Below are 23,886 nucleotides of genomic sequence, written 5' to 3' on the forward strand. Positions count from 1 at the left end.
AGCTTTTTTCTTGTTTATATATTTGTCAATTAAGGACTTATAAATATTTGTTTTATTAATATAATATATTTCACTTTCGCACATCGTAACCAATTATTTCTGAAAACATATGACAAGTTTAATTAAAGTGTTGATGTATAAGGTTTTTAAGATGTGTGGTAAACATTACAAGATTAAATTCTGTCCAATCACTAGAGTTAGAGAGTATATCGTGTTAATATTATATTAGAAAAACGTTTTAATATGTTTAAATAATTTAAATTAGGAAAATATTTTAATTATTCGCGCTGATCTAAATTATCTTTATATAACATCTTGTAGAGTGATTACTTTTTGAATAGAAAGATAATCACTGACAATTTACAAAATTCACCGAAGTAAAAAAATAGAAATAAATTAACATTGACAAATTTGTTACATTAATATAACATTTTAAACGTTACTCTTTATAGTTTTACAATTTGTCGACAGTTTATAAAATTTGTATTCAGAGTTTCTTGATATAATGATTAATTTATAATTTAATAGATTAGCAGTTTGTAAATTTTATAAGGTGGTGAAGCATAAGATGTCTACTTTATTAGAAGTAAAAAATTTAAAGACCCATTTTTTCGCTAAGAATAAAGTTTTACCTGTTGTAGATGGTGTAGACTTCGAAGTGAAAAAAGGTGAGACATTAGCTATCGTTGGTGAATCAGGTTCAGGTAAGAGTATCACATCTCTTTCTATTATGGGTCTTGTGCCAAAACCAGGTGGAAAAACAGTAGCTGGTGAAATCAATTTTGACGGAACGAATTTACTTTCATTAAGTGAAAATGAAATGTTCAAAGTCCGCGGTAATGAAATAGCAATGATCTTCCAAGAGCCAATGTCTTCACTAAACCCAGTATTAACAATTGGGGAACAGATTACAGAAGTTCTTATTTACCATAAAAAGTTAAGTAAAAAAGAAGCTAGACTAAAAGCCGTTGAATTGTTAAAGATCGTTGGTTTTGCTCGTGCTGAAGAAATCCTTGATGATTATCCACATCGTTTATCTGGTGGGATGAGACAACGTGTCATGATTGCGATGGCGATGAGTTGTGATCCGAAATTACTAATTGCTGATGAACCAACAACAGCATTAGATGTAACTGTTCAGGCACAAATCTTAGAATTAATGAAAGAGCTTTCAGAGAAGTTTAATTCTTCAATTATTCTAATTACGCATGACTTAGGGGTAGTAGCTGAATTAGCTGATCGTGTAATTGTAATGTACGCAGGACAAGTAGTCGAAGAGTCAGGAATTGTTGAGATGTTTGACAATCCACTACATCCATATACAAAAGGCCTGTTAAGTTCAGTTCCTAAAATTGATGAAGAGCAAGAACGTTTATCTTCAATCGGAGGAAATGTTCCTTCTCCAGACAATTTTCCAAAAGGATGTCGTTTCGCAACACGTTGTCCGCATGTTATGGATATCTGTATAGAGCAACAACCAGATTTGAAAGAAATTGAGCCAGGGCGTAAGTCTCGTTGTTTCTTGCATGAGGAAGGAGGTAATAAATAATGTCTACCTTAAAAAATCATACAGACAAGAGTGATATTTTACTTGAAGTAAATGGATTGAAAAAATATTTTCCAATTAAAGCGGGAATTCTTCAAAAAACTGTTGGAAATGTAAAAGCTGTCGACGATGTAAGTTTCTTTATTAAAAAAGGTGAAACTTTCGGATTAGTAGGTGAGTCTGGCTGTGGTAAATCAACAACGGGTAGAACAATTATTCGTTTGTATGAACCTACAGAGGGAGAGATACTTTTCGAAGGCCAAGATTTATCTAAGCTAAAAGAAAAGGAATTAAAGCCATATCGTAAAGATATACAAATGGTATTCCAAGATCCGTATTCTTCACTAAACCCTAGAAAAACAGTTGGGACTATTCTTGAAGAGCCTTTCCGTGTTCACAATCTTTATTCAAAGGCTGAACGTAAAGAGAGAGTTGAGCATCTTTTAGATCGAGTTGGTTTAAATCCAACATTAAGAGATCGCTACCCACATGAGTTCTCAGGTGGACAGCGTCAAAGAATTGGTATTGCTCGTGCACTTACGCTTAATCCAAAATTAATTATTGGAGATGAGCCAGTATCTGCATTAGACGTATCAATTCAGTCACAAGTTCTAAACATTATGGATGATTTACAAAAAGAATTTGGGTTAACATACCTATTTATTGCCCATGACCTTGCTGTAGTTAAGCATATCTCAGATCGTATCGGTGTTATGTATTTAGGAAGAATGATGGAAGTAACTGATAAGAAAACATTATACAGCAATCCGCTTCATCCTTATACACAAGCACTTTTATCTGCGATTCCGAAGTCACATCCAAGTGAAGTGAAGCGTGAAAGAATTATCTTAAAAGGTGATGTTCCGAGTCCTTCAAATCCACCTAAGGGGTGTGTATTCCATACACGTTGCCCGCAAGCGATGGATCACTGTAAAGAAGCTGTTCCGGTTCTGAAAGAACTTGAGCCTGGACATTTTGTAGCATGTCATTTATACAACTAATGATATAAATGTAGAAAAATTCTAGGAGGTAACACAATTGCTTAAAAATAAGTCATATTTTACAATGTTAAGCCTACTATTAATGGTTTCACTATTCTTAGTAGCATGTGGTGGGAATAATGCTGCACCACAAACAGAAACAAATGAAAACACTGCTGATCAACCAACAGGTGAGCCACAATTTGGTGGAAACCTAATACTTGGTACATCAGGTGAGCCAGTAATTTTTAACGAATTATACTCAACAGATACTGCAAGTGGAGATATCACTGACTTAGTTTTTGTTGGTTTAACAGGTACGAATGAAAACTTAGAAGTTATACCTGTAGTTGCTAAAGATCTAGCTGAAATCTCTGAAGATGGATTAGAGTGGACATTCCACATGCACGAAGGTGTTTTATTCCATGATGGTGTTGAGGTTACTGCTGAAGACGTAGCATTTACGTACAGCATTTTTAAACATGAAGACTATACTGGACCACGTGCTGGTAGCTTCACTGCTTTAGAAAAAGTAGAAGCTATTGATACGTATACAGTTAAATTTACTTTAAATGAAGCTGATGCTCGTTTTGGCACATTAACTGGTTACGGTATCTTACCAAAACATTTATTAGAGCATGTTCCAGTTGCTGATTTAGAGGAATATCGTGAGTTTAATATTGACAAGCCAATTGGTGCAGGTCCTTTTAAATTTGTTAGCTGGACTACTGGTCAAAACCTTGTATTAGAAGCAAACGAAGAGTACTTTGAAGGTCGTCCGTACCTTGATAATGTAACGTTCCGTTTCGCAAGTGATTCAAATGCGCTAGTATTATTACTTGAAACTGGAGATATCCATCACATGATCGTTCCTACAACTGAGCTTGCAACAGTTGAATACTATGACCATGTAAACCTTCACTCAACATTAGCTTTACGATATGACTATATTGGTTGGAATTTAGCTCGTCCTTTATTTGAAGATAAAAAAGTAAGACAAGCATTAACGCATGCAATTGACCGTCAAGAAATTGCTGAAACAATCATGGAAGGTAATGCTACAGTAGCACACGCACCAGTATCTCCATTAAGCTGGGCATACAATGATAATGTAGCTAAGTTTGATTATGATCCGGAGAAAGCTAAGCAACTATTAGCTGAAGCTGGTTGGGAGCCAGGATCAGATGGCATCCTTCAAAAAGATGGCGAAAGATTTTCTTTCACAATCCTTTCAAACAGTGGTAACGTTGTACGCCGTGACATCGGAATTATCGCTCAACAATACCTTGCACAAGTTGGAATTGAAGTAAAAGCAGAACAAATGGAGTGGGGTGCATTTTTAGATAAGATTAACGCACCAAACTTTGATTTTGATGCAGTTGTTATGGCTTGGGGCTTAGCTCTTGATCCAGATCCAAGTGCAATCTGGCATTCTAAAGAGATTGAAAATGGTTTAAACAGAAGTGCCTACAGAAACGACAGAGTTGACGAAATTGCTGACTTAAATACAAAAATTATTGACCAAACAGAACGTGCAGCATTACTTGCTGAAGCTTGGGAAATCTTAGCTGAAGAGCAACCATACACGTACCTGTTCTATCCACAACAATTCGTCGCTTTATCAAAACAAGTACAAGGATTTACACATCACCCACGTATTGACATGTACAAAGTTAACGAATGGTGGTTAAATCAATAGTAGGTATTCAATACTGCTATTAACAATCGCAAAAAAGTATAAGTAGTAGGGGAAGTAATTCCCCTCTTCTTATATAAAAATACTCATTAGTAAAGGAGTTTAAAGATGACGACTTATATTATTCGCCGATTAATTATGATGATTCCGATTCTTTTTGGGATATCAATTATCTCCTTTGCAATTATGTATGCGGCACCTGGAAAACCTGCGGTTATGAATTTAGACCCAGATATTTCAGTGGAAGATCGTGAAAGACAAATGGAGAAATTAGGCCTAAATGACCCTCCACACATCCAATATCTTAATTGGATGGGGAACGTTGTAAAAGGAGATTTTGGTACTTCTTTTACAAAGAAACAACCTGTTAAAGACATGATTTTAGATCGATTACCAAACACACTTATATTAATGTTATTCTCAACTATATTAGCAGTAATTATTGCGATACCATTTGGGGTACTTTCAGCTACCAAACAGTATTCAAAGTTAGACTATGGTGTGACAATTACGTCGTTTTTAGGACTAGCTACGCCTAACTTCTGGTTGGGGTTAATGCTAATTATGTTGTTCTCTGTTCAGTTAGGCTGGACACCAGTTGGAGGAGTTTCTACTCTAGGTGCAGAATTTAGTTTGCTAGATAGACTTCACCATTTAATCTTACCTGCGATCGTATTAGCAACAGCAGATATGGCTGGATTAACACGCTATACTCGTTCAAGTATGTTAGAGGTTATTAACCAAGATTATATTCGTACAGCAAGAGCAAAAGGCTTCCGTGAAAGTAAAGTTATTTACAAGCATGGATTAAGAAATGGACTTATTCCAATCATTACGATCTTCGGTTTAATGTTACCAACATTTATCGGTGGGTCTGTAATTGTTGAGTCATTATTTAGCTGGCCTGGTATTGGTAAACTTTTTATTGATGCGACATTTGAAAGAGACTATCCTGTTATTATGGCAATCACAATGTTTGGTGCTATTCTGACAGTTTTAGGTAACCTTATTGCTGATATTTTATACGCTGTTCTAGATCCAAGAATCGAATATTAGGAGGTGGCGAACGTTGGCAAAACCAGAAGTAAATCTTCCGAATAACAAAGCAAAATTTAGCGATGTACAATCGTTAGGAGAAAGACGCTCATTATTATCTATTATCATTGCGAAGTTTTTACAAAATAAATTAGCAGTTGTTGGTTTAGTAATGCTCGCTATTATCGTAATTAGTGCATTACTTGCGCCTTGGATTGCACCACATGACCCTGATTTTCAAAACCTAAGAAATCGTTTAGCAGCACCAAGTGCTGAGTTCTTATTAGGGACAGACCACTTGGGAAGAGATATCTTTAGCCGTCTTTTATTCGGTGGTCGAGTATCATTATTCGTTGGTTTCGTAGCGATGATTGGTGCTGTAACAATTGGTACTACAGTTGGGGCAGTTGCTGGTTACTTTGGTGGATTAGTTGATGCATTCTTAATGCGTTTAGTTGATATTATTATTTCTTTCCCTAATATCTTCTTACTGATTACATTAGTAGCAGTATTAGAGCCTAGTCTAGATAAATTAATTATTGTGTTTGCACTACTGAGTTGGACAGGAACGGCTCGTTTAGTACGTGGTGAGTTCCTAACGTTGAAGAAACGTGAGTTCGTACTAGCTGCTCGTACAATTGGTATGTCAAATACAAGAATTATCTTTGGTCAAATCTTACCAAGTGCGATGGGACCAGTTATTGTTGCTGCGACGCTTGCTGTTGGTGGATTTATCTTAGCAGAGTCTGCTCTAAGTTTCCTAGGGTTAGGTGTTCAACCACCTACATCAACATGGGGTAACATGCTTACGTATTCTCAAAGTGTTACAATCTTTAGAACTGCATGGTGGTATCCAACTTTCCCAGGTTTAATGATACTATTTACCGTATTATCATTTAACTTTGTTGGGGATGGGTTACGTGATGCATTAGATCCGCGTGTAACTGAAAAATAAATGTATTGAGGGTAATCACAATGTGGTTACTCTCTTTTTTTACAAAATAAATTACACATTTTCACACACTACATAGAAATATTTTGACATAAAGGCACTAAACATTACTGTGCTTTTCACAATTAGTTCACGGGTTGCTTAAATGAAAAAGCAGGTAAAACCTTGTTTTAATAAGGTTTTACTTGCTTTTTTGTATTTACCTCACGGTAATAGTTCACACTTCTGTAACAGGAAAAGTGATATATATCACATTGTGGGAAAGTGTAAAAAAGTATGATAGAGACAGGAAGTGAGATAAGTCACTCTCGTAAGTTATTGCACACAAGGAACACAGAATTATTTTTAACTTTAAGCAAGTACTGTTCATTGCTTAATCAATAAAACCATGTAAATAAGAAAGGAGAGATACCGATGGGGGAAAAGCTTAAAAGGCTCGATAAGAAGATCTTGTTATTTACGCTTATCGGTGTGTTTGCAGGGATTGTTTTATTTGCAGGAACGGCAGGGACTTTAAAGGCAACTGACACTGGTGAATTTTGCTCTAGCTGTCACGTCATGGGTACTGTGTATGAAACATTTGCTAATTCAAACCATGCAGCATTAACTTGTAACGATTGCCACCTACCACATGATAATGCCGCAATTAAATTCGTTGAAAAGGCAAAAGCAGGTATGGGTCATATGTATATGAATACTCTTGGAGCAAGTAAAATTCCAGATGTTCTTCATGCAACTGAAAACTCAAAAGAGATTATTAATAAGAACTGTATTAGTTGCCATGAACCTAGCTTACAAAATGTACAACATGATGTAAAAGACAGTTGTGTTGACTGTCATCGCCAAGTGCCGCACTCTAAGGGTGATTTTAGACCGGCCGAATGGTATGAACCAAAAGATTTTTACTTTATGCCAGCAGGTAGAAAATAATGAAAGGAATGAAAAAAATGGGGAGCATAAATAAAAAGCCAATACTCTTAGTGTTAATGTCATTATTGTTAATGCTTGCATTAGTAGGTTGTGCTAGTTCACAGGCAAAAGAGAAAGAGCCAATGAATACTGGACTTGATCCTAAGGAATGGAACAGTTACGCATTTAAAGATAAATTCCCACTACATTGGGAAAGTTTTATGAAGAACATGGTTGATGAAAAAGAGGTTAAACCGAAAAATGATCCATCAATTGAGCCATACTTACCAATCCTTTGGAACGGCTTTGGTTTCGCAGTGGAGTATAATCTAACTCGTGGTCATACGTATGCTTTTGAAGATCAAATGGAAGTAAGACGTATTACTATGAACCCAAATGCAATTTCAGCTTGTATGTCTTGTAAAACAACATTATTCCCGCAAATGATTGAAGAGTTCGGATATGACAATGCGTTTAAATTAAACTATCATGAAGAAGCAATGCCTTGGATTGATAAAATGACAGAAGCAGATAAAGGTGGCGAACTTGGCAACTACGGTCACGCGTCTGTTGGATGTTCTACATGTCATGATCCTGTAACTATGGATTTACGTATCTCAATGCCACAGTTGACACTTTCTTTAGAAAATATGGACCCAGAAGTTATGAAAAAACAATTAGGGTTCACATTAGATACAATTACTCAACATGATATGCGTTCATTAGTTTGTGCACAATGTCACGTAGAATACTATTTTGATCCAGCAAATGATCGTCACACTACATTCCCTTGGACACAAGGTGTTAGAATGGATAATATGTGGGATCATTATGAAGAGATCTGGGAAGTAGAAGGACAATTCCAAGGAGAGTATGTCTCTCGTTTAACAAACCAACCAATCTTAAAAGCACAACATCCTGAATATGAATTATGGAGTTATGGGCCTCACCAAACTGTATCGTGTTCAGATTGCCATATGCCTTACCAAAGAGTTGACGGCAAGAAAAAAATCTCTTCTCACCGTTGGGGCTCTCCTTTAAAAACAGTAGAAGAATCTTGTCGTACTTGTCACGCTGATAAGTCACAAGCTTATTTAAAAGACAGAGTAAAGGATATTCAAACAACTCATAAATCTGCTCTATTAGAAGCACAAGAAATTAGTGTTCAGGCAACTTACTATGTAAATAGAATGATGACTCGCGAGCTTGACCCGGCGAAGATTAAAGAAGCACAGTATTTACTTCGTGAAGGACAATGGTTCTGGGATATCATTGCAGCTGAAAACTCAAAAGGCTTCCATAATCCACAAGGAGCAATGGACTCATTCAGAAGATCTATTACTGCTTCTTCAAGAGCAATTGAACTAGCGACAATTGAGTTAATGAAGGCTGGAGAAAATATTGAAGAGTTAAAGCAACAAATTGAAATTACTAAACAAAATGTTATAAATGAAACAGTTAATCACGAAAAACATAAACAAGCAATTAACGAGTGGTTCCCGAACCACCGTGGTGACTAAAATGAAAAACTCTTTTCAAAGGTAAGCCCTTTGGAGAGAGTTTTTTATTTTAGTCTGTTACTAGTTTCACATAATGTCCACAATTTTTCGTGAATGTTACCACGGTTTGTAAAGTTTGAAATTCTTGTAAGAACGATTATTGATGCCATGCCAAAGAAAGTCCATAAATAGTGACGTCTTAAATAATGAGTTGAAATGAGTTTAAGAAATTATTACGAGTTAATGCAAAACTAGTGTGATAAAGTTCACACTTTGTTCACTTACTCTGGTGACTTATGTCACAGTTACATTTAATGTAAGAAAGTACCCTTAGAGTACGAAATAAATAATTTTGTGTAAAAATGTGAATAATGTTTTAACTTGTTTTAGTATCAACAAATTATGTTTGGTAGCTAGTAATGACTAGACTTATATAGTTATTGAGACAAGTTTCAAAATAAGTTTAGTTTCAATAAAAAAGGAGGGAGATTATGAAAGAGTTATTGAAGAAAATGAAAAGTAAAGTATTTCTTTTCACATTAATCGGAGTATTTATAGGAATTGTATTTTTGGCAGTTACTGAAGGAGCAATAAATGCTACCGATACGCCAGAATTCTGTGCAAGTTGTCATGTCTATGAGCAGACTATTACACATTTTGAAAACTCTAACCACGCAGCCCTTAACTGTAATGATTGTCATGCACCTACAGATAGTAAGCTAGCAAAATATACGTTTAAGGGGATTAATGCCGTAAGTCATGGCTATAAGACAACGCTTGGTGCGAGCTCACTTCCTGATGTTATTCATGCTACTGAAAAGTCCAGAGAAGTGATCGAGAAAAACTGTATTAGCTGTCACGAACCAGGACTAGAAAATGTCTCACATGATATGAAAGATGGTTGTATTAGTTGTCACCGCCAAGTTCCTCATAACAAAGGTGACTTTAGACCAAAAGAGTGGTTTGAGCCTGGCAACTTTCACTTTAACAAATAATCTTAACAGAGGGGATGGGGAAATATGGGGAGTAAAAATACAAAAAATATCATACTAACAGTTTTGTTTTTGCTACTAATGTTGGTACTAGTAGCCTGCAATAGTTCTAGGGCAGAAGAAAGCCAAGCAATGGATACAGGACTTGACCCTAATGAGTTTTCAAACACTGCCTTCAAAGATAAATTTCCTTTACATTGGGAAAGTTATATGAAAAATATGGAGAATGAAAAAGATGTCATTTCAAAAAGTGACCCGTCACTGGAGCCATATCAACCAGCTTTATGGAGCGGATATGGATTTTCGATTGAGTACAACTTAACAAGAGGTCACACGTATGCCTTAGAGGACCAAATTAATATTAAACGTGTTAATGAAAAAACTACTGGTTCATGTTTAACATGTAAAGCAACTGTTGTACCCCTTTTATTAAGCGAAGCTGAATTTGGTGAGGGTTATTGGGCTGCTAACTTTCAAAATGAGATTATTCCCAGGGTGAAAGAGCTTGGGCAAGGTGGTGAAAGTGAGGAACTAGGTGAGTGGGGTCACTTATCAATCGGCTGCTCAGACTGCCACGATCCTGTTACCATGGATTTGAGAATAACCCGACCATCTTTTACAAGGGCAATGGAGAGAAAAGGAGTAGACTTAACACAAGCCACTCATAATGAAATGCGATCCTACGTATGTGGCCAATGTCATGTTGAATACTACTTTAAGACTGAAACGAAAGAGGTTACATTTCCTTGGGATAAAGGACTAAGAGTAGAAGATATGTACGAATACTATGAAACAATTGCTAAAGAGGAAGACTTTAACTATGATTGGATCCATAAAATTTCCGGTACGCCTTCTTTAAAAGCGCAGCATCCAGAATTTGAATTATCTAGTTATGGTACTCATGGTAATGCAGGTGTTACTTGTTCAGATTGCCATATGCCATTCCAAAGAGTTGATGGTAAAAAGAAAATATCGTCGCACCGCTGGGGATCACCTCTAAAGACAATAGAAGAATCATGTCGTAGTTGCCATGGTGATAAATCTGCAACATATCTAAAAGACCGTGTTGAAGATATTCAAGAACGACACAAAGAAGCCTTATTGGAGGCACAAGAATTAAATACAATAGCTCACTATTATATTAATCGAATGATAATCGCAGGAGTTTCGAAAGATAGAATTAAAGAAGCTCAAGAGCATATTCGTAAAGCTCAATGGTTCTGGGATATTATCGCAGCCGAAAACTCATATGGTTTTCATAACCCAGATGCTTCCATAGATGCATTTAGGATTTCTTCTATAGAATCTCAAGCAGCAATTGTAGTCGCAACTGAGGAACTAGTAAAATTGGGAGAAGATATTAATGATTTGAAAAGACAAATTAAAATAACCATGGAAAACATTGTGAATGAGACGGATACATTCCTGAAGCATACCCATGCTATAAATGACTGGTTCCCAGCTCAAAAATAAAAATGTGAAGACGCCGTACATATTTTGTACGGCGTATTTGTGGTTAAATGTGTGATTAAAAAACACCTTAGTGAAACGAATTTTCAAACAACTCTATAAAAAGACTGTCTGCAATAGGGTTTTTCGCTGTAAATAAATTTCCAAATCTAAAACAATGTGTAGTGAATTCCACATTATCACATAAATCATTCACACTTATGTCACGCTGAACTGTGATTTTTCTCACAGTTATCAACCCCTGAAGATATTAAAGTTTAAGTAGGAAAGAAAACAAAAGAGATAGATTTTAAAGGGGAGAAACATATATGAAAAAGATAGTTAGGGGCTTTGTATTGTTAGTAACGATCCTCTTATTACAGCTAACAATACTACCAGCCAATGAAGCCTTGTCAGACAAAGAAGCAATAGTCTTAACAGAGTTAAATATTAAAATTATGCCAGAATTTATTAATCCAGAGAACTGGGATTATAACATTCCCTCGCTTTTAGTTGGGTATCACGGAACCTTTACCAATCATTCCGAAACACCTTATTCCGGAGAAATTAAAGTAAGTGTTCCGACACACCTCCCGAATTTTCAACCAAGTTTTATTGCACAATTTCAGGGTCCGGAAGACTCAGCACCAATTGAAGAAAACTATACGGTCAATGTTCAAGAAGGTTATATATCTTGGACTCCCCAAAATGAGATTGGTCCAAATGAGAATTATTACTTTGTATTAGAGTATTTCAGTGCTCCAATTGAGGGTGTTGTTGACAGAAGCTTTGCCTTTGAATATGTTGCCGAAACACCGATCAATAACTTGAATATTGCAGTTTACGCTCCTTATAAAGCTCGGAACTTTCAGATCGATAAAGAAGCTGACTTAGGTTCAATGACGTTTGGTTTAGAGTTCTTTATGTATGAATATACCGAGATTACCGTAGGTGAAGTATATGACTTACATGTATCTTATACAAAAGAAGATATTGTAACCACGATGGACGCGTTGAATGATTTTAGTGCTCCTAATGATGAAACGCATGCAAGCTTTAAACAACCAGAATTAAAACAGGATAGTGGCTTTTTCAATGCAGAGAACATTATCTTACTTAGCTTAGCTATAGTTTTTGTAGGTGGTTTTGTATTTATGATCGTTCGTAAAAACAAACAACCGAACGACAACGCTAAAGAAAAGATACAAGCTCCTAAGAAAATTGTAAACAAAGAAGAAGAATTGAAAAAAATTCGAAAATTGTTAGCGGATGGTCAAATAGATGAGAACACATATAAAGAAAAGCGTGCAAAACTAGGTTAGGGTAGAAGGGGGAAGCTAGATGAAAAAGAATACGAAAGTGATATTAGGGGGAAGTACGGTTATATTATCTATCTTAATTCTATTAATAGCGGCCACTCCAGGAGCTAGTGGAACGGAGCTTCCAATCCATCAGGTGTTGGCAAATGCTGAAAAGTATGAAGGACGTTATGTAACAACAGAAGGATTTTTAGTGGAGAGTTCAATTGATTGGCGTGCTGATGAAATTGAACTACGTTTTGACATCGTTGATAATGATGGCAACATTCTTTCTGTCTATCATCATGGAGTAAGACCAGATAACTTCTCCGAAGGTGTTATTACTATTTTAGAAGGTTATATCGTTCCTGGAGAGCCTTTTCAAGCAGAACGTGTAAAAACAAAATGTCCTTCGAAGTATGAAGGGGAAGATCCGAATAACTATGATCCTGAATTCCACAAGGAATTACTTGATGATAAAACATCTAACTGAAACTGAACCCAAAGAAGGTGGCGCATCATGCATTTGATCGGAAATATATCAATCTATCTAGCCTTAGCTTTATCAGTGTATGCCTTAGTTATATTTATACTTGGAATTTATAAGCAGGATCAAAGACTTGTAGACAGTGGAAAGGCAGCCACTTTAGGAGTATTTATCTTGGCCTCAATTTCAATGTTAGTTCTTTTCACGGCGTTAGGAACGAGTCAGTTACAGTTCGAGTACGTAGCACTTTATACGAGTACAGATTTACCGCTAGCTTATAAATTAGCAGCACTATGGGCGGGGAATGCAGGTTCATTATTGCTATGGACTTTCTTTTTGACAATGTACACAGCGATGGTTGCATATTCAAAAAAAATGAAAAACAATCCTCTTACACCATATGTTGCATCAATTATGCTTGGAAACACGATATTCTTCTATATTATCCTTGGATTTGTCGCAAAACCTTTTGTGCTTTTAGAACAGGTTCCTCTAGAGGGACGCGGCTTAAATCCAATGCTACAGGATCCTGGAATGTTGTTGCATCCGGTAACCTTGTACCTTGGATATGTGGGGTTAGCGGTTCCTTTTGCGTTTGCAATTGCAGCTTTGATCATTAAAAGTGTTGATGCATTCTGGCTCCGGATGACACGTCGTTGGACAATTATTGCTTGGGTATTTCTAACCCTTGGAAATGTCATCGGAGGTTATTGGGCTTATAAGGAGCTAGGCTGGGGAGGCTATTGGGCTTGGGACCCAGTAGAAAACGCTTCGTTTATGCCTTGGTTAACCGTAACTGCATACCTTCACTCAGTGATGATCCAGGAACGAAAAAACATGCTTAAGATATGGAATATCTCATTAATTATCCTATCATATGCATTAACTCTATTTGGAACATTCTTGGTTCGTAGTGGAGTATTGACATCGGTTCACGCGTTTGGAGACTCTAATTTAGGAGCGTATTTCTTAATTTTCATGGCTTTAGCGGTGATTTTCTCGCTATATGTTTTAATGAGTCGGTACCACCTATTAAAGAAAGACAGTGGCCAATTTGAGTCATTATTATCTAAGGAAAGTAGTTTCTTAATTAATAACTTAATTCTAGTTGGTGGTACGTTTGCAGTATTTTGGGGAACAATCTTCCCGCTAGTCTCTGAAGCTGTTAGAGGAACGAAGGTTACAGTAGGAATTCCATTCTTTAATACAGTTATGTCACCAATTTTATTGGCATTAATATTCGTGATGGCGGTATGTCCTTTAATTGCTTGGCAACGTTCTACTGTTAAGAACTTACGTGATAACTTTTTGCTACCTGCAATCATTAGTTTAGTTATTATTGGCTTGTTAGCAGGCCTAGGAATGAGAGCGGCTTACCCAATCATTGCTTACGGAGTTATCTCATTTATGATTTTGACTCATATCGTTGAATTTTATCGTGGCGTGAAAGCAAGAAGAAAAGTAACCAAAGAAGCGATACCAGTAGCTTTATATTGGTTAATGGTTAAAAACCGCCGTCGCTACGGAGGTTATATTGTTCACTTTGGAATTGCTCTAATGGCAATTGGTATAGTTGGTTCAAACTTTGATAGTGAGACGATGAAAACAGTACCTAAGGGGGAAACAATTGAGATTGAAGACTATGTATTGACTTACGAGTATCTCGCCCAACGTACTGAAGGAATTAATGATATCGTTTTTGCCAACATTCATGTTTCAAAAGCAGGAAAGGATATGGGTTACATTCAACCCGAAAGAATATTCTACGGTAGTTGGGAAGAGCCTTCCACAGAAGTAGCGGTGTTAGGTTCATTACGTGAAGATCTGTATGTTGTGTTAAGTGCTTGGGAGCGAGATGAGCGAGCAACGTTTGTTGTCAAAGTAAATCCACTCGTTCGCTGGGTATGGATAGGTAGTTATATTCTTGTTATTGGCTCTATCTTTGCAATTTGGCCTGGTAAATATGGAAATATTACACCGCGTTACACAGGACCGCAAAGGAAGGTGTCGTAAGTGAAAAAAGTTATGGTAATTTTAACACTCCTGTTGTTAATGACAGTGATCCCCGCTTATGCCGGGGATCAATACGACTATAAATCAGCTGAATTTAAAGAAGTAGCATCCCAATTTATGTGTATGTGCGGCTGTGGGCAAGACCATTTTGAATGTAATATGCAAGGTTGTGGTCTAAATGATTCTTTTAAATCTGAAATCAAAGAAATGATGGATGATGGTTTAACAAAAGATCAAATTAAAGATTATTACCTTTCTATGTACGGAGAAGAAATCTTAACGGCACCTGAAAAAAAAGGATTTAGTTTGACAGCTTGGGTTTTGCCATTTGTTGCTCTTGGAGTAGCCGGGATAGGGATTGTTTTTATCATCCGTAAGTGGGTTGCTGGCTACAAAGAAGAAGAGACTTCTTTTGAAGCTCGTTCAGAGGAAGAAGAATTAGAAGATGAGATAGTTAAATCTATGATTGATGAGGAACGCAAAAAGTACTTCTAGGATGTGAATGATTATGGGGATTATCGTAAGTGTACTAATCGTAGCATTCTGTCTTTATCTAGTTGTTACGCCTTTATTAAGGGAAAAAGACGCTCAACTACCAGTAGAGATTACAGATGACACGGATGAGATTTCGATAAAAAGCATTTATGCAACATTGAACGAGCTTGAAATGGATTATCATATGAAAAAGCTCTCAGATGAAGATTATCAAAAACTCAAAGCTCAGTATGAGCGAATTGCCGCAGAGTTGTTAGAAGAACAGAAACAAAAATCAAAGAAAACAACGAGTGATAGTAGTCTTGTTAAGGAAATTGAAGCTGAAATTGAAGAAGAATTAGCTAAGCTTAGAAAAGAAAGAGAGGGAAAGTAAATGGTTGAACTACTAGTAGCTTCAGCTATTTCAAGATCGGCTCCATCTTTTCATAACCCCGGTCATTTACGAATGTGGTATTCTTCGCCATTAAGGAGCTTTGATCCACATTTAGTAACAGCAATATTACTACTAATTGTCCTTGCAGGGGTTGGCTGGTTTATCTATTTTCAAATCAAACACAATAAAGCAGAAGAAAGGCTAGAAGGAAATTCCGACGAAAAAGTGTTTCAAGAGCTTGTAGTGAAGCAAAAAGTAATTATGAATAAGCTACTTGAGTTAGAAGAGTTGTATAAAGCTGGAGAACTTTCTGATGATAGTTATGAAAGAAAAGAAACACTTTACCGGGAACATCTTGTAAAGGTAAAGATGGAATTACAAAGGTTCATGGAATAAAGGAGAGGTCCCTAATGATCGAAACAAAAGGACTCATAAAAACAATCGGTGACAAGGTGATCCTAAGAGGAGTTAATCTAACAATTAAAAAAGGTGAGTCAGTAGCAATCTTAGGGCCAAATGGAGCAGGGAAGAGCACTATATTGAAGATTATTGCTGGTCTTATGAAAGCAACTAGCGGGGATGTCTATATAGACGGGTTGAATTTCAAGAAAGACTCTTATGAAATGAAAAAAAGGATCGGCTTTCTTGCGCATAATAGCTTTTTATATGATCACTTAACGCCGTTAGAAAACCTGAAGTTCTTTGGTAAGCTTTATGGTGTTTCGAACATAGAGGAGAAGGCAAAAGAGTTAGTCAATGAAGTGGGGCTTGGTTTCTTTATACACGATCCGGTTCGCTCCTTTTCCCGGGGAATGTTGCAACGAATTGCCATTGCCAGAGCGATTATTCATGACCCGGAAATTTTGCTTTTTGATGAACCTCATACAGGGTTAGATCAAGAAGCGATTAAATTATTAAATGAAGTTATTTTAAAGATGAAAGCAAATGGTTCAACTGTCATTATGGTCACTCACGATTTTCAACAAGCGGTTCAAACCTGTGATCGAGTGATAATATTTAGGAATGGAAAAATAGTTGAGGATCTAGATAATGTTAAGAACAACCTGGCGCTGGTTACAGCGAGATATACAGAACAGGTGGCCTGTCTATGAACAATTTATTTAAAGCAGCTTTCATTATTGCTGGTAAAGATCTTTACTCAGAGTGGAAAACGAAACAAGTTGTTACTACAATGCTTATTTTTTCAGGACTAGTAATTGTAACTTTTTCATTCGCATTTGACCCATCGAATAATGCAGTTCGTGCAATTATCCCAGGACTCATATGGGTTATCACTATATTTTCAGCAATCTTAGGATTAAATCGTTCATTTTTATCAGAAACAAAAAACGATAATCTCTATGGGATGATTGTATCACCTACAGATCCTTCAAGTATTTATCTAGGAAAAGTAATCGCAAATTTTGTATTTGTCTTAATCGTACAGCTGATATCAATACCGGTATTATTTCTATTATTTGATTTTCGCTTTTTAGGTAATCTCCCTATGTTTTTGGTGGTCATTTTGCTAGGGACTTTTGGCTTTATTAGTGTAGGAACATTTTTAGCTGGTTTAACAGCAAACTCAAAGAGTAGTGAGATGCTTTTACCAATTTTGCTTTTTCCAATTGTTAGCCCGCTCATCATTGCTGCTGTTCAGGCAACCAGAATTCTGTTAGTAGATTTCGAGCAACTTGCAAGTGCAATATCCTGGATGCAACTAATGGGTGCTTATAATTTAGTCTTTTTCGTTTTATGCTTAATTCTTTTTGAATATGTACTGGAGGTGTAGAAAAATGAAGCTTATCAATGATGATTTAACTGTAATACCAAGAGACTCAATGCTTCATAAAGTATTATTTTATTTAAGTATTCCGATGGTGTTAGTAGCTCTCTATCTAGCTTTTATTTACACGCCTATTGAAGCAAAAATGGGTGTTGTGCAAAAAATCTTTTATTTTCATGTAGCCTCAGCGTGGGTAGCATTCTTTGCATTCTTTGTAGTTGCAGTTTTTAGTATTATGTATCTTATCAAAAGAAAACGAATTTACGATGTGATTGCAGGTGTTTCAGCTGAGATTGGTGTTGTCTACACTGCTATCGTACTAACAACTGGTCCGATTTGGGGTCGCTCTGCATGGAATGCTTGGTGGTCTTGGGAGCCAAGGTTAACAACAACTTTAATTCTATTCTTTATGTATATTGCCTACATCATGATTAGACATATGGATGTTGCTTGGGAGAAAAGAGCACGTTTTGCTTCAGTATTCGGAATTATTTCTTTTATAAATGTACCAATTGTATTCATGTCAATTCGCTGGTGGAATTCAACTCTACACCCAGTGGTGCTTGGGGAAGGTGGAGCAAATGAATCCGGCGGTGGACTCGAGCCATCCATGTTATTTGCTTTAATTTTTACAGTATTTATGATGACTGTTCTATACTTTGTCTTGTTACAAAAAGGTATGTATATTGAGCGTTTAAAAATTCAAGCTGATCGTCTCAAGGAAAAATTTCAAGAAAAATTAGCGAGCTAGGGAGGAATAAAAATGACATATTTATGGGCAGCTTATTCAATCATTTGGTTATTAATTGCAGGTTATATCTTCGTATTAGGGAAACGCCAAAAGGCTATTGCAAAGCAACTACAATTTTTGCAGGAATTAGATAATAAATAAAGCCCGTATTAAAAATTAGACTAAGAAGTAAAAGTATGTATCCTAGCTATTGTCTAGCTCCGAGCGCCAAGCGGCACTCTACGCTTTTCTTTAAGGGGAGTTATCAATGAATAAAAAAGTAATTCAAACAGTTGTCTTAGTATTCGTTATCGGAATATTAATTACCATGGTATTAGGGTTACGTTCTCAAGGAAGTGCTGTTGGAATTGGTGATGAAGCTTATGATTTTGAGCTTCAAGATTTAGAGGGCAACGTTCACCGTTTATCTGACTATAAAGGAAAAGTTGTCATGTTGAATTTCTTTGCTACTTGGTGTAGCGCTTGTGTAGCAGAAGCTCCTGAACTAGAGCGATTTAATGATGAGTTTAAGGATGAAGTTCAACTTTTTGTTGTGGTAAAAGGTGAAACTCAAAATACAGTAAGAAAATATGTAGATGAAAAGCAATCTAAAAAAAGCTACTTATTTGATTTTACAAATAGTATCTCAAGAAAGTTCGGTGTCATCGGTCAACCAGAGACAATTGTGATAAATGAAGATGGAATAATTGTTGATCATTTTATCGGCGGTGTAACAAGAGATTTCTTGGGTGTTGTTTTGAATGAAATAAAAGGTAGGTAATTGAAAGAGGTGTATATCGTGTTTTGATATGTACCTCTTTTTGTTTATTTATGAAAATTTGTTTAATATATTGGTAATGAGTTTGTTTGTGGAGGTTTTATAGTTGAAAGATGATTTTTATTTCATGCAATTAGCAATAGATCAAGCGAAAAAGGCTGAAGAGATAAAAGAAGTACCAATCGGTGCCGTCATCGTCAAGGGCGGTGAGGTAGTTGCAGCGGCGTATAACCTAAGGGAAACAGACCAACGTGCAGTGGCCCATGCAGAGCTACTCGCTATTGATGATGCTTGTAAGGCATTGGGTACTTGGCGGCTTAGCGGCTGCACACTATACGTCACCCTAGAACCTTGTCCGATGTGCGCAGGGGCTATTATACAATCTCGTGTAGACCGTGTGGTTTTTGGTGCATCTGATCCAAAAGGTGGTTGTGTAGGTTCGATCTATAATCTACTAACAGAACCGAAATTCAACCACCAATGTGAAGTTGAAAAAGGAATTATGGCTGAAGAATGTGGAGAGATGTTAACAAACTTTTTTAGAGAGCTTAGGAGAAAGAGAATGAAGAATGAAGAATGAAAAATGTAGAATGTAGAATGTAGAATGAAAAACCTAATACATTTTACATTTTTGATTGAATCCATGGATTTACTTTATTACCTTTAACATGTCATCTTGTCCCCTTGATTTTTAAATTAAAAAGGGATATACTAATTTATGCGTCACAGTATTTGGCGCCTTAAACTTTGTTTATAAATTTGTCGTGCTAGGTGGGGAGGTAGCGGTGCCCTGTACTCGCAATCCGCTATAGCGAGACGGAATCCCTTCCCTAGGTCTTGGTATCGTAGGGTCTGCCCTAAGTAAGTAGTGTTGACATTTGGGTTCTACGCAACGGAAACCCATGAACCCTGTCAGGTCCGGAAGGAAGCAGCAGTAAGTGGATCATTCCGTGTGCCGTAGAGTAGCCTGAATCGAGCTAACTGCTTAGGTAACGCCTGGGGTACCTTGATCAAAGGAAGGTGCACGGCACTAAATTTATATTAGAAGCAATTCTCATTAAGAGAATTGCTTCTTTTTATTCGCTTGAGACTTTGAAAAATAATGGGTGTAAAGGTATAATGGTAATTAGTATGAATGATTAGTATCGATGGCTCGTTTTTAAATATGTGATAGGGGGTGTAGAGATGAGTTATCAAGCATTGTATAGGGTATGGAGACCGAAACAATTAAATGATGTTGTTGGCCAAGAACATATTACGAAAACAATAAAAAATGCTCTTATTCAAGAAAAACTCTCTCATGCCTATTTGTTTACAGGACCCCGTGGGACAGGAAAGACGAGTGCCGCAAAAATAATGGCAAAAGCGGTAAATTGCCATCAAGCTCCAATTGCTGAACCGTGTAACGAGTGCATGGCGTGTCTTGGTATTTCTGATGGTTCAATTGTTGATGTGATTGAAATAGATGCAGCTTCTAACAATGGAGTCGATGAAATTAGAGATATCAGGGATAAGGTCAAGTTCGCACCAAGTAGCGGGATACGTTATAAAGTTTATATTATTGATGAAGTACATATGTTATCTACTGGTGCGTTTAATGCCCTTTTAAAAACGTTAGAGGAACCACCAAAGCATGTTATTTTTATCTTGGCAACGACAGAGCCACACAAAATCCCATTAACAATTATCTCTAGATGTCAACGATTTGATTTTAAGAGAATTACTGGTCAAGCGATGATTAATCGGATGGAATTTATCTTAAGTCATTATGAAACAAAAGTAGCTAATGAGGCATTAGCAATGATTTCTAGAGTTTCTGAAGGTGGAATGAGGGATGCTTTGAGTCTATTAGACCAAGCTATTTCTTATAGTGACGATGAAGTTGGCTTAGAAGACATACTAACGATAACTGGTGCTGTCTCACAAGGACTTTTAATGGAAGTGGCAGAAGCTCTATTAGAAAGTGATGTTGTTAAAGCATTAAAAGCTGTTGATCAATTAATCCTCGCAGGAAAAGATCCAACAAGATTTATTGAAGATTTCATCTTTTTTTACCGAGACATGCTATTGTATAAAACAGCTCCAGGATTAAATGATGCACTAGAAAGAGTAGCTGTTGATGATGATTTTACGAACATAAGTAACAATACACCGACCAAATGGATTTATCAGACGATTGAAATCTTGAATGAAATCCTTCAAGATATGAAATGGTCCAGTCATCCAAAAATATTCATTGAAGTAGCAATCGTAAAAATTTGTAATCATAAAGCTGAAGTAGCTAACGAAAGTAATGAAGCTTATGAATCTCTACTTAAGAAGGTCCAACTATTAGAGCAGAAGTTAGCGAATATTGGCTCTATACCAATACAAGATCAATCAACGGTTGTTGAAACTCCTAAGAAAAATCAAGGTCAATTTAACTTTAAATCAGGAAAAAGTGGCATAAGTAGTGGCCAAATTAAAGAGATGCTTAGACAAGCATCAAAACCTGACTTGCAGCGTCTTACTAGTAATTGGGGCCAAGTTATGGATACTGTAAAAAAACAAAGTGTGCCAGCGCATGCTTGGTTATCTGACAGTAAACCTGTAGCAGCTTCGAAATCAACAATTTTACTTGCTTTCCAAAATGAAATGCATAGGGATATGGTTGATACAAAATTTCGTTTACTAGTAGAACAAGTAATTTTAGAAGTCTTTCGTGAGCAGTATAACATTTTGACATTATTAAATAATCAGTGGGAAAATGTAAAAGATGACTTTGTCAGGGAACAACGTGGTGAGTCAAATGCTGCACATGAAGGTGATCCAATTGTTGAGGAAGCATTAAAACTAGTAGGTTCAGATTTAATTGAAATAATTGAATAATGAAAGTGAGGAACATTAAATGAAAAACATGGGAAATATGATGAAGCAAATGCAAAAACTACAAAAGCAAATGGCGCAAGCGCAAGAAGAGCTTAAATCAAAAACAGTAGAAGCGACTGCTGGTGGCGGTATGGTAAAAGTTATTGCTACTGGAGAGAAAAAAATTATTGAAGTAATCATTGATAAAGAAGTTGTTGATCCTGAGGACGTAGAAATGCTTCAAGATTTAGTATTGGCTGCTACGAACGAAGCATTGAAAATGGCAGATGATTTAATTAATCAGGATATGGGTAAGTTCACCAAAGGGATGAACCTACCAGGAATGTTTTAATTAGAGCTTTATTTTGAATATAGCAAAGCGCCCACTCTCTAAGGAATGAGATCCTTAATAATAGATGGGCGCTTGTGCTTCTCGTAGGAGGAGAGTTTTTTGCAATACCCTGAGCCAATATCGAAGTTAATAGAAGGATTTATGAGGTTGCCAGGAATTGGTCCAAAAACGGCAAGTCGACTGGCGTTTTTTGTATTGGATATGAAAGAAGATGACGTTTTGGACTTTGCAAAGGCATTAGTAAATGCGAAACGAAACCTCACCTATTGTTCTGTTTGTCATAATATTACCGATTCGGATCCATGCTATATTTGTGAAGATCAAAAACGTGATAAAACTGTAATATGTGTACTTCAAGATGCAAAAGATGTTATAGCTATGGAAAAAATGAGGGAATATCATGGTTTGTATCATGTTCTTCAAGGAGCAATATCTCCAATGGATGGTATTGGGCCAGAGGATATCAAAATTCCTGAACTTTTAAAGCGACTTCAAGATGATACAATTCAAGAAATCATCTTAGCTACAAACCCTAATATTGAAGGTGAAGCAACAGCGATGTATATTTCTCGCCTTGTTAAACCTACGGGAATTAAAGTAACTAGAATTGCTCATGGTCTTCCGGTGGGCGGCGATTTAGAATATGCAGATGAAGTTACACTTTCAAAAGCTATTGAGGGTCGTAGAGAGTTATAGGTAAAGGGGTAGTTCTATGCTTTTTAAGAAAAAAGGTAGGATTCGAAAAGAGGAAAACAGGCGATTAGTAGAAGAAATTGAACATCAAAAGTATCAGTTAATGACTCAAAGAGAACTAGTTGAAAAAAGTGTTGAGCCATCAGAAGAAGTTTTACTGAAATTAAAAGTTACGGAAGCGAAGTACCTATTCTTATTAAAAGAAGCTAGAATTAGAAGAACGAACATGGAAAATTCTTAAACTTGGATTTTCTATGTTCTTTTTTTGTCTTCTACGTAATAGGATAACTATTGAGAGCTTGTCAATAAACGTTGGAGGGTGATTAAATGGATCCGATTATCGTAGTTACTATATTAGGAGGAATTATCTTTTTGCTATTAGTATTAGGTGCTCCAATCAAACCATTGCGTTTTATTGGACAAGGAATGATTAGATTAATTATCGGCGCTTTGTTTTTATTTTTCCTCAATGCCTTTGGTTCTGTTTTCGATTATCATATACCAATTAATTTAGCTACGGCGTCAGTATCTGGTTTTCTTGGGATTCCAGGACTAATAGCGTTAGTAATTATTGACCTTTTTGTCCTATAAGCAAAGCAGTAAACAATTACCAGTAAATCATTTGTTTTGAAGCCTTGTGTAATGGGTAAATGCATGGTATATTATAAAAACACTCTTCGTGACAAACTTCGTCATAAAAACGACAAAAATTGACGTTGACAAGTTTTGTTTAGAGTGTTATTATATTGTAAGTCGCCAAAACGACTAACGAAACAAACTAAATTATTAAGTTGTTGACAACGAGAAATTATAGTGATATAATAAAGTTCTTGTTGTGAAAACGACAGCTTGTTCTTTGAAAACTGAACACACAGCCAAGCGAATTAAAGAGATAGTAAATATCTCGTCAATGAATTATTATTTTTGAGCTATATCAAACACTTTTATGGAGAGTTTGATCCTGGCTCAGGACGAA

General features: G+C 36.3%; 26 protein-coding genes and 1 other RNA gene. All 27 read left to right on the forward strand.

Annotated elements, in window-relative coordinates:
• The first annotated feature begins 568 nt into the window (after positions 1–568).
• The 27 genes from DS745_RS10550 (at position 569) to DS745_RS10680 (ending at position 23,501) form a co-directional block, all read left to right on the forward strand.
• Positions 569–1,549, forward strand: a complete 981-nt coding sequence (locus DS745_RS10550) for an ABC transporter ATP-binding protein (protein WP_129078221.1) — start codon at positions 569–571, stop codon at positions 1,547–1,549.
• A complete protein-coding gene (locus DS745_RS10555; protein WP_129078222.1) occupies positions 1,549–2,547 on the forward strand; it encodes an ABC transporter ATP-binding protein in 999 nt (332 codons plus the stop codon). The genes DS745_RS10550 and DS745_RS10555 overlap by 1 nt, the downstream gene beginning before the upstream one ends.
• Positions 2,548–2,584: 37 nt before the next feature.
• Entirely contained in the window at positions 2,585–4,225 is a 1,641-nt protein-coding gene (locus tag DS745_RS10560; protein ID WP_241657787.1) for a peptide-binding protein, read from the forward strand.
• A 105-nt stretch (positions 4,226–4,330) separates the two neighbouring features.
• Positions 4,331–5,278: an ABC transporter permease gene (locus DS745_RS10565; protein WP_129078223.1), complete on the forward strand. Its 948-nt coding sequence runs from the start codon at positions 4,331–4,333 to the stop codon at positions 5,276–5,278.
• Positions 5,279–5,291: 13 nt separating this feature from the next.
• The gene (gene opp4C, locus DS745_RS10570) at positions 5,292–6,212 is read left to right on the forward strand and encodes an oligopeptide ABC transporter permease (protein ID WP_129078224.1); all 921 of its coding nucleotides are present in this window, start codon (positions 5,292–5,294) and stop codon (positions 6,210–6,212) included.
• Between the two features lie 411 nt (positions 6,213–6,623).
• Positions 6,624–7,139 (forward strand): cytochrome c3 family protein, encoded by a 516-nt coding sequence (locus DS745_RS10575; RefSeq protein ID WP_129078225.1) that lies wholly within the window; start codon positions 6,624–6,626, stop codon positions 7,137–7,139.
• On the forward strand, positions 7,139–8,638 hold the full coding sequence (locus tag DS745_RS10580) for an ammonia-forming cytochrome c nitrite reductase subunit c552 (protein ID WP_129078226.1): 1,500 nt from the start codon (positions 7,139–7,141) through the stop codon (positions 8,636–8,638). Before DS745_RS10575 ends, DS745_RS10580 begins: the two co-directional genes overlap by 1 nt.
• 470 nt (positions 8,639–9,108) lie before the next feature.
• Entirely contained in the window at positions 9,109–9,612 is a 504-nt protein-coding gene (locus DS745_RS10585; RefSeq protein ID WP_129078227.1) for a cytochrome c3 family protein, read from the forward strand.
• A gap of 24 nt (positions 9,613–9,636) precedes the next feature.
• Positions 9,637–11,082, forward strand: coding sequence for an ammonia-forming cytochrome c nitrite reductase subunit c552 (locus DS745_RS10590; protein WP_241657788.1), 1,446 nt, complete (start codon positions 9,637–9,639; stop codon positions 11,080–11,082).
• Positions 11,083–11,387: 305 nt separating this feature from the next.
• Complete coding sequence (locus DS745_RS10595) at positions 11,388–12,380, forward strand: hypothetical protein (RefSeq protein ID WP_129078228.1); 993 nt, start codon at positions 11,388–11,390, stop codon at positions 12,378–12,380.
• A gap of 19 nt (positions 12,381–12,399) precedes the next feature.
• A complete protein-coding gene (locus tag DS745_RS10600) occupies positions 12,400–12,849 on the forward strand; it encodes a cytochrome c maturation protein CcmE (RefSeq protein ID WP_129078229.1) in 450 nt (149 codons plus the stop codon).
• A 27-nt stretch (positions 12,850–12,876) separates the two neighbouring features.
• Positions 12,877–14,856, forward strand: a complete 1,980-nt coding sequence (locus DS745_RS10605; protein WP_129078230.1) for a heme lyase CcmF/NrfE family subunit — start codon at positions 12,877–12,879, stop codon at positions 14,854–14,856.
• The gene (locus DS745_RS10610; RefSeq protein ID WP_241657789.1) at positions 14,857–15,351 is read left to right on the forward strand and encodes a cytochrome c-type biogenesis protein; all 495 of its coding nucleotides are present in this window, start codon (positions 14,857–14,859) and stop codon (positions 15,349–15,351) included.
• Positions 15,352–15,364: 13 nt separating this feature from the next.
• Positions 15,365–15,724 carry a c-type cytochrome biogenesis protein CcmI gene (ccmI, locus tag DS745_RS10615; protein WP_161568233.1) on the forward strand — a complete coding sequence of 120 codons (360 nt, stop codon included), beginning with the start codon at positions 15,365–15,367 and terminating at the stop codon, positions 15,722–15,724.
• Positions 15,725–16,120, forward strand: a complete 396-nt coding sequence (locus tag DS745_RS10620) for a hypothetical protein (protein WP_129078232.1) — start codon at positions 15,725–15,727, stop codon at positions 16,118–16,120.
• Between the two features lie 14 nt (positions 16,121–16,134).
• A complete protein-coding gene (gene ccmA, locus DS745_RS10625; protein ID WP_129078233.1) occupies positions 16,135–16,836 on the forward strand; it encodes a heme ABC exporter ATP-binding protein CcmA in 702 nt (233 codons plus the stop codon).
• Positions 16,833–17,516: a heme exporter protein CcmB gene (locus DS745_RS10630; protein WP_129078234.1), complete on the forward strand. Its 684-nt coding sequence runs from the start codon at positions 16,833–16,835 to the stop codon at positions 17,514–17,516. Before ccmA ends, DS745_RS10630 begins: the two co-directional genes overlap by 4 nt.
• A gap of 4 nt (positions 17,517–17,520) precedes the next feature.
• Complete coding sequence (locus tag DS745_RS10635) at positions 17,521–18,261, forward strand: cytochrome c biogenesis protein (RefSeq protein WP_206662928.1); 741 nt, start codon at positions 17,521–17,523, stop codon at positions 18,259–18,261.
• A 12-nt stretch (positions 18,262–18,273) separates the two neighbouring features.
• On the forward strand, positions 18,274–18,402 hold the full coding sequence (locus DS745_RS10640) for a CcmD family protein (protein ID WP_129078235.1): 129 nt from the start codon (positions 18,274–18,276) through the stop codon (positions 18,400–18,402).
• 106 nt (positions 18,403–18,508) lie between these two features.
• Positions 18,509–19,021 carry a TlpA family protein disulfide reductase gene (locus tag DS745_RS10645; protein WP_129078236.1) on the forward strand — a complete coding sequence of 171 codons (513 nt, stop codon included), beginning with the start codon at positions 18,509–18,511 and terminating at the stop codon, positions 19,019–19,021.
• A 103-nt stretch (positions 19,022–19,124) separates the two neighbouring features.
• Positions 19,125–19,598, forward strand: coding sequence for a tRNA adenosine(34) deaminase TadA (gene tadA / locus DS745_RS10650; protein ID WP_129078237.1), 474 nt, complete (start codon positions 19,125–19,127; stop codon positions 19,596–19,598).
• Between the two features lie 182 nt (positions 19,599–19,780).
• Positions 19,781–20,046: signal recognition particle sRNA large type (gene ffs, locus DS745_RS10655), an RNA gene on the forward strand.
• 157 nt (positions 20,047–20,203) lie between these two features.
• Positions 20,204–21,886, forward strand: coding sequence for a DNA polymerase III subunit gamma/tau (gene dnaX / locus DS745_RS10660; protein WP_129078238.1), 1,683 nt, complete (start codon positions 20,204–20,206; stop codon positions 21,884–21,886).
• 19 nt (positions 21,887–21,905) lie between these two features.
• A complete protein-coding gene (locus DS745_RS10665) occupies positions 21,906–22,217 on the forward strand; it encodes a YbaB/EbfC family nucleoid-associated protein (protein ID WP_129078239.1) in 312 nt (103 codons plus the stop codon).
• A 99-nt stretch (positions 22,218–22,316) separates the two neighbouring features.
• Entirely contained in the window at positions 22,317–22,913 is a 597-nt protein-coding gene (gene recR, locus DS745_RS10670) for a recombination mediator RecR (protein WP_129078240.1), read from the forward strand.
• A 16-nt stretch (positions 22,914–22,929) separates the two neighbouring features.
• Positions 22,930–23,151 carry a YaaL family protein gene (locus DS745_RS10675; RefSeq protein ID WP_129078241.1) on the forward strand — a complete coding sequence of 74 codons (222 nt, stop codon included), beginning with the start codon at positions 22,930–22,932 and terminating at the stop codon, positions 23,149–23,151.
• An 86-nt stretch (positions 23,152–23,237) separates the two neighbouring features.
• Entirely contained in the window at positions 23,238–23,501 is a 264-nt protein-coding gene (locus DS745_RS10680) for a pro-sigmaK processing inhibitor BofA family protein (RefSeq protein WP_129078242.1), read from the forward strand.
• Positions 23,502–23,886 lie beyond the last annotated feature (385 nt).

Source organism: Anaerobacillus alkaliphilus (assembly GCF_004116265.1).
Classification (GTDB): domain Bacteria; phylum Bacillota; class Bacilli; order Bacillales; family Anaerobacillaceae; genus Anaerobacillus; species Anaerobacillus alkaliphilus.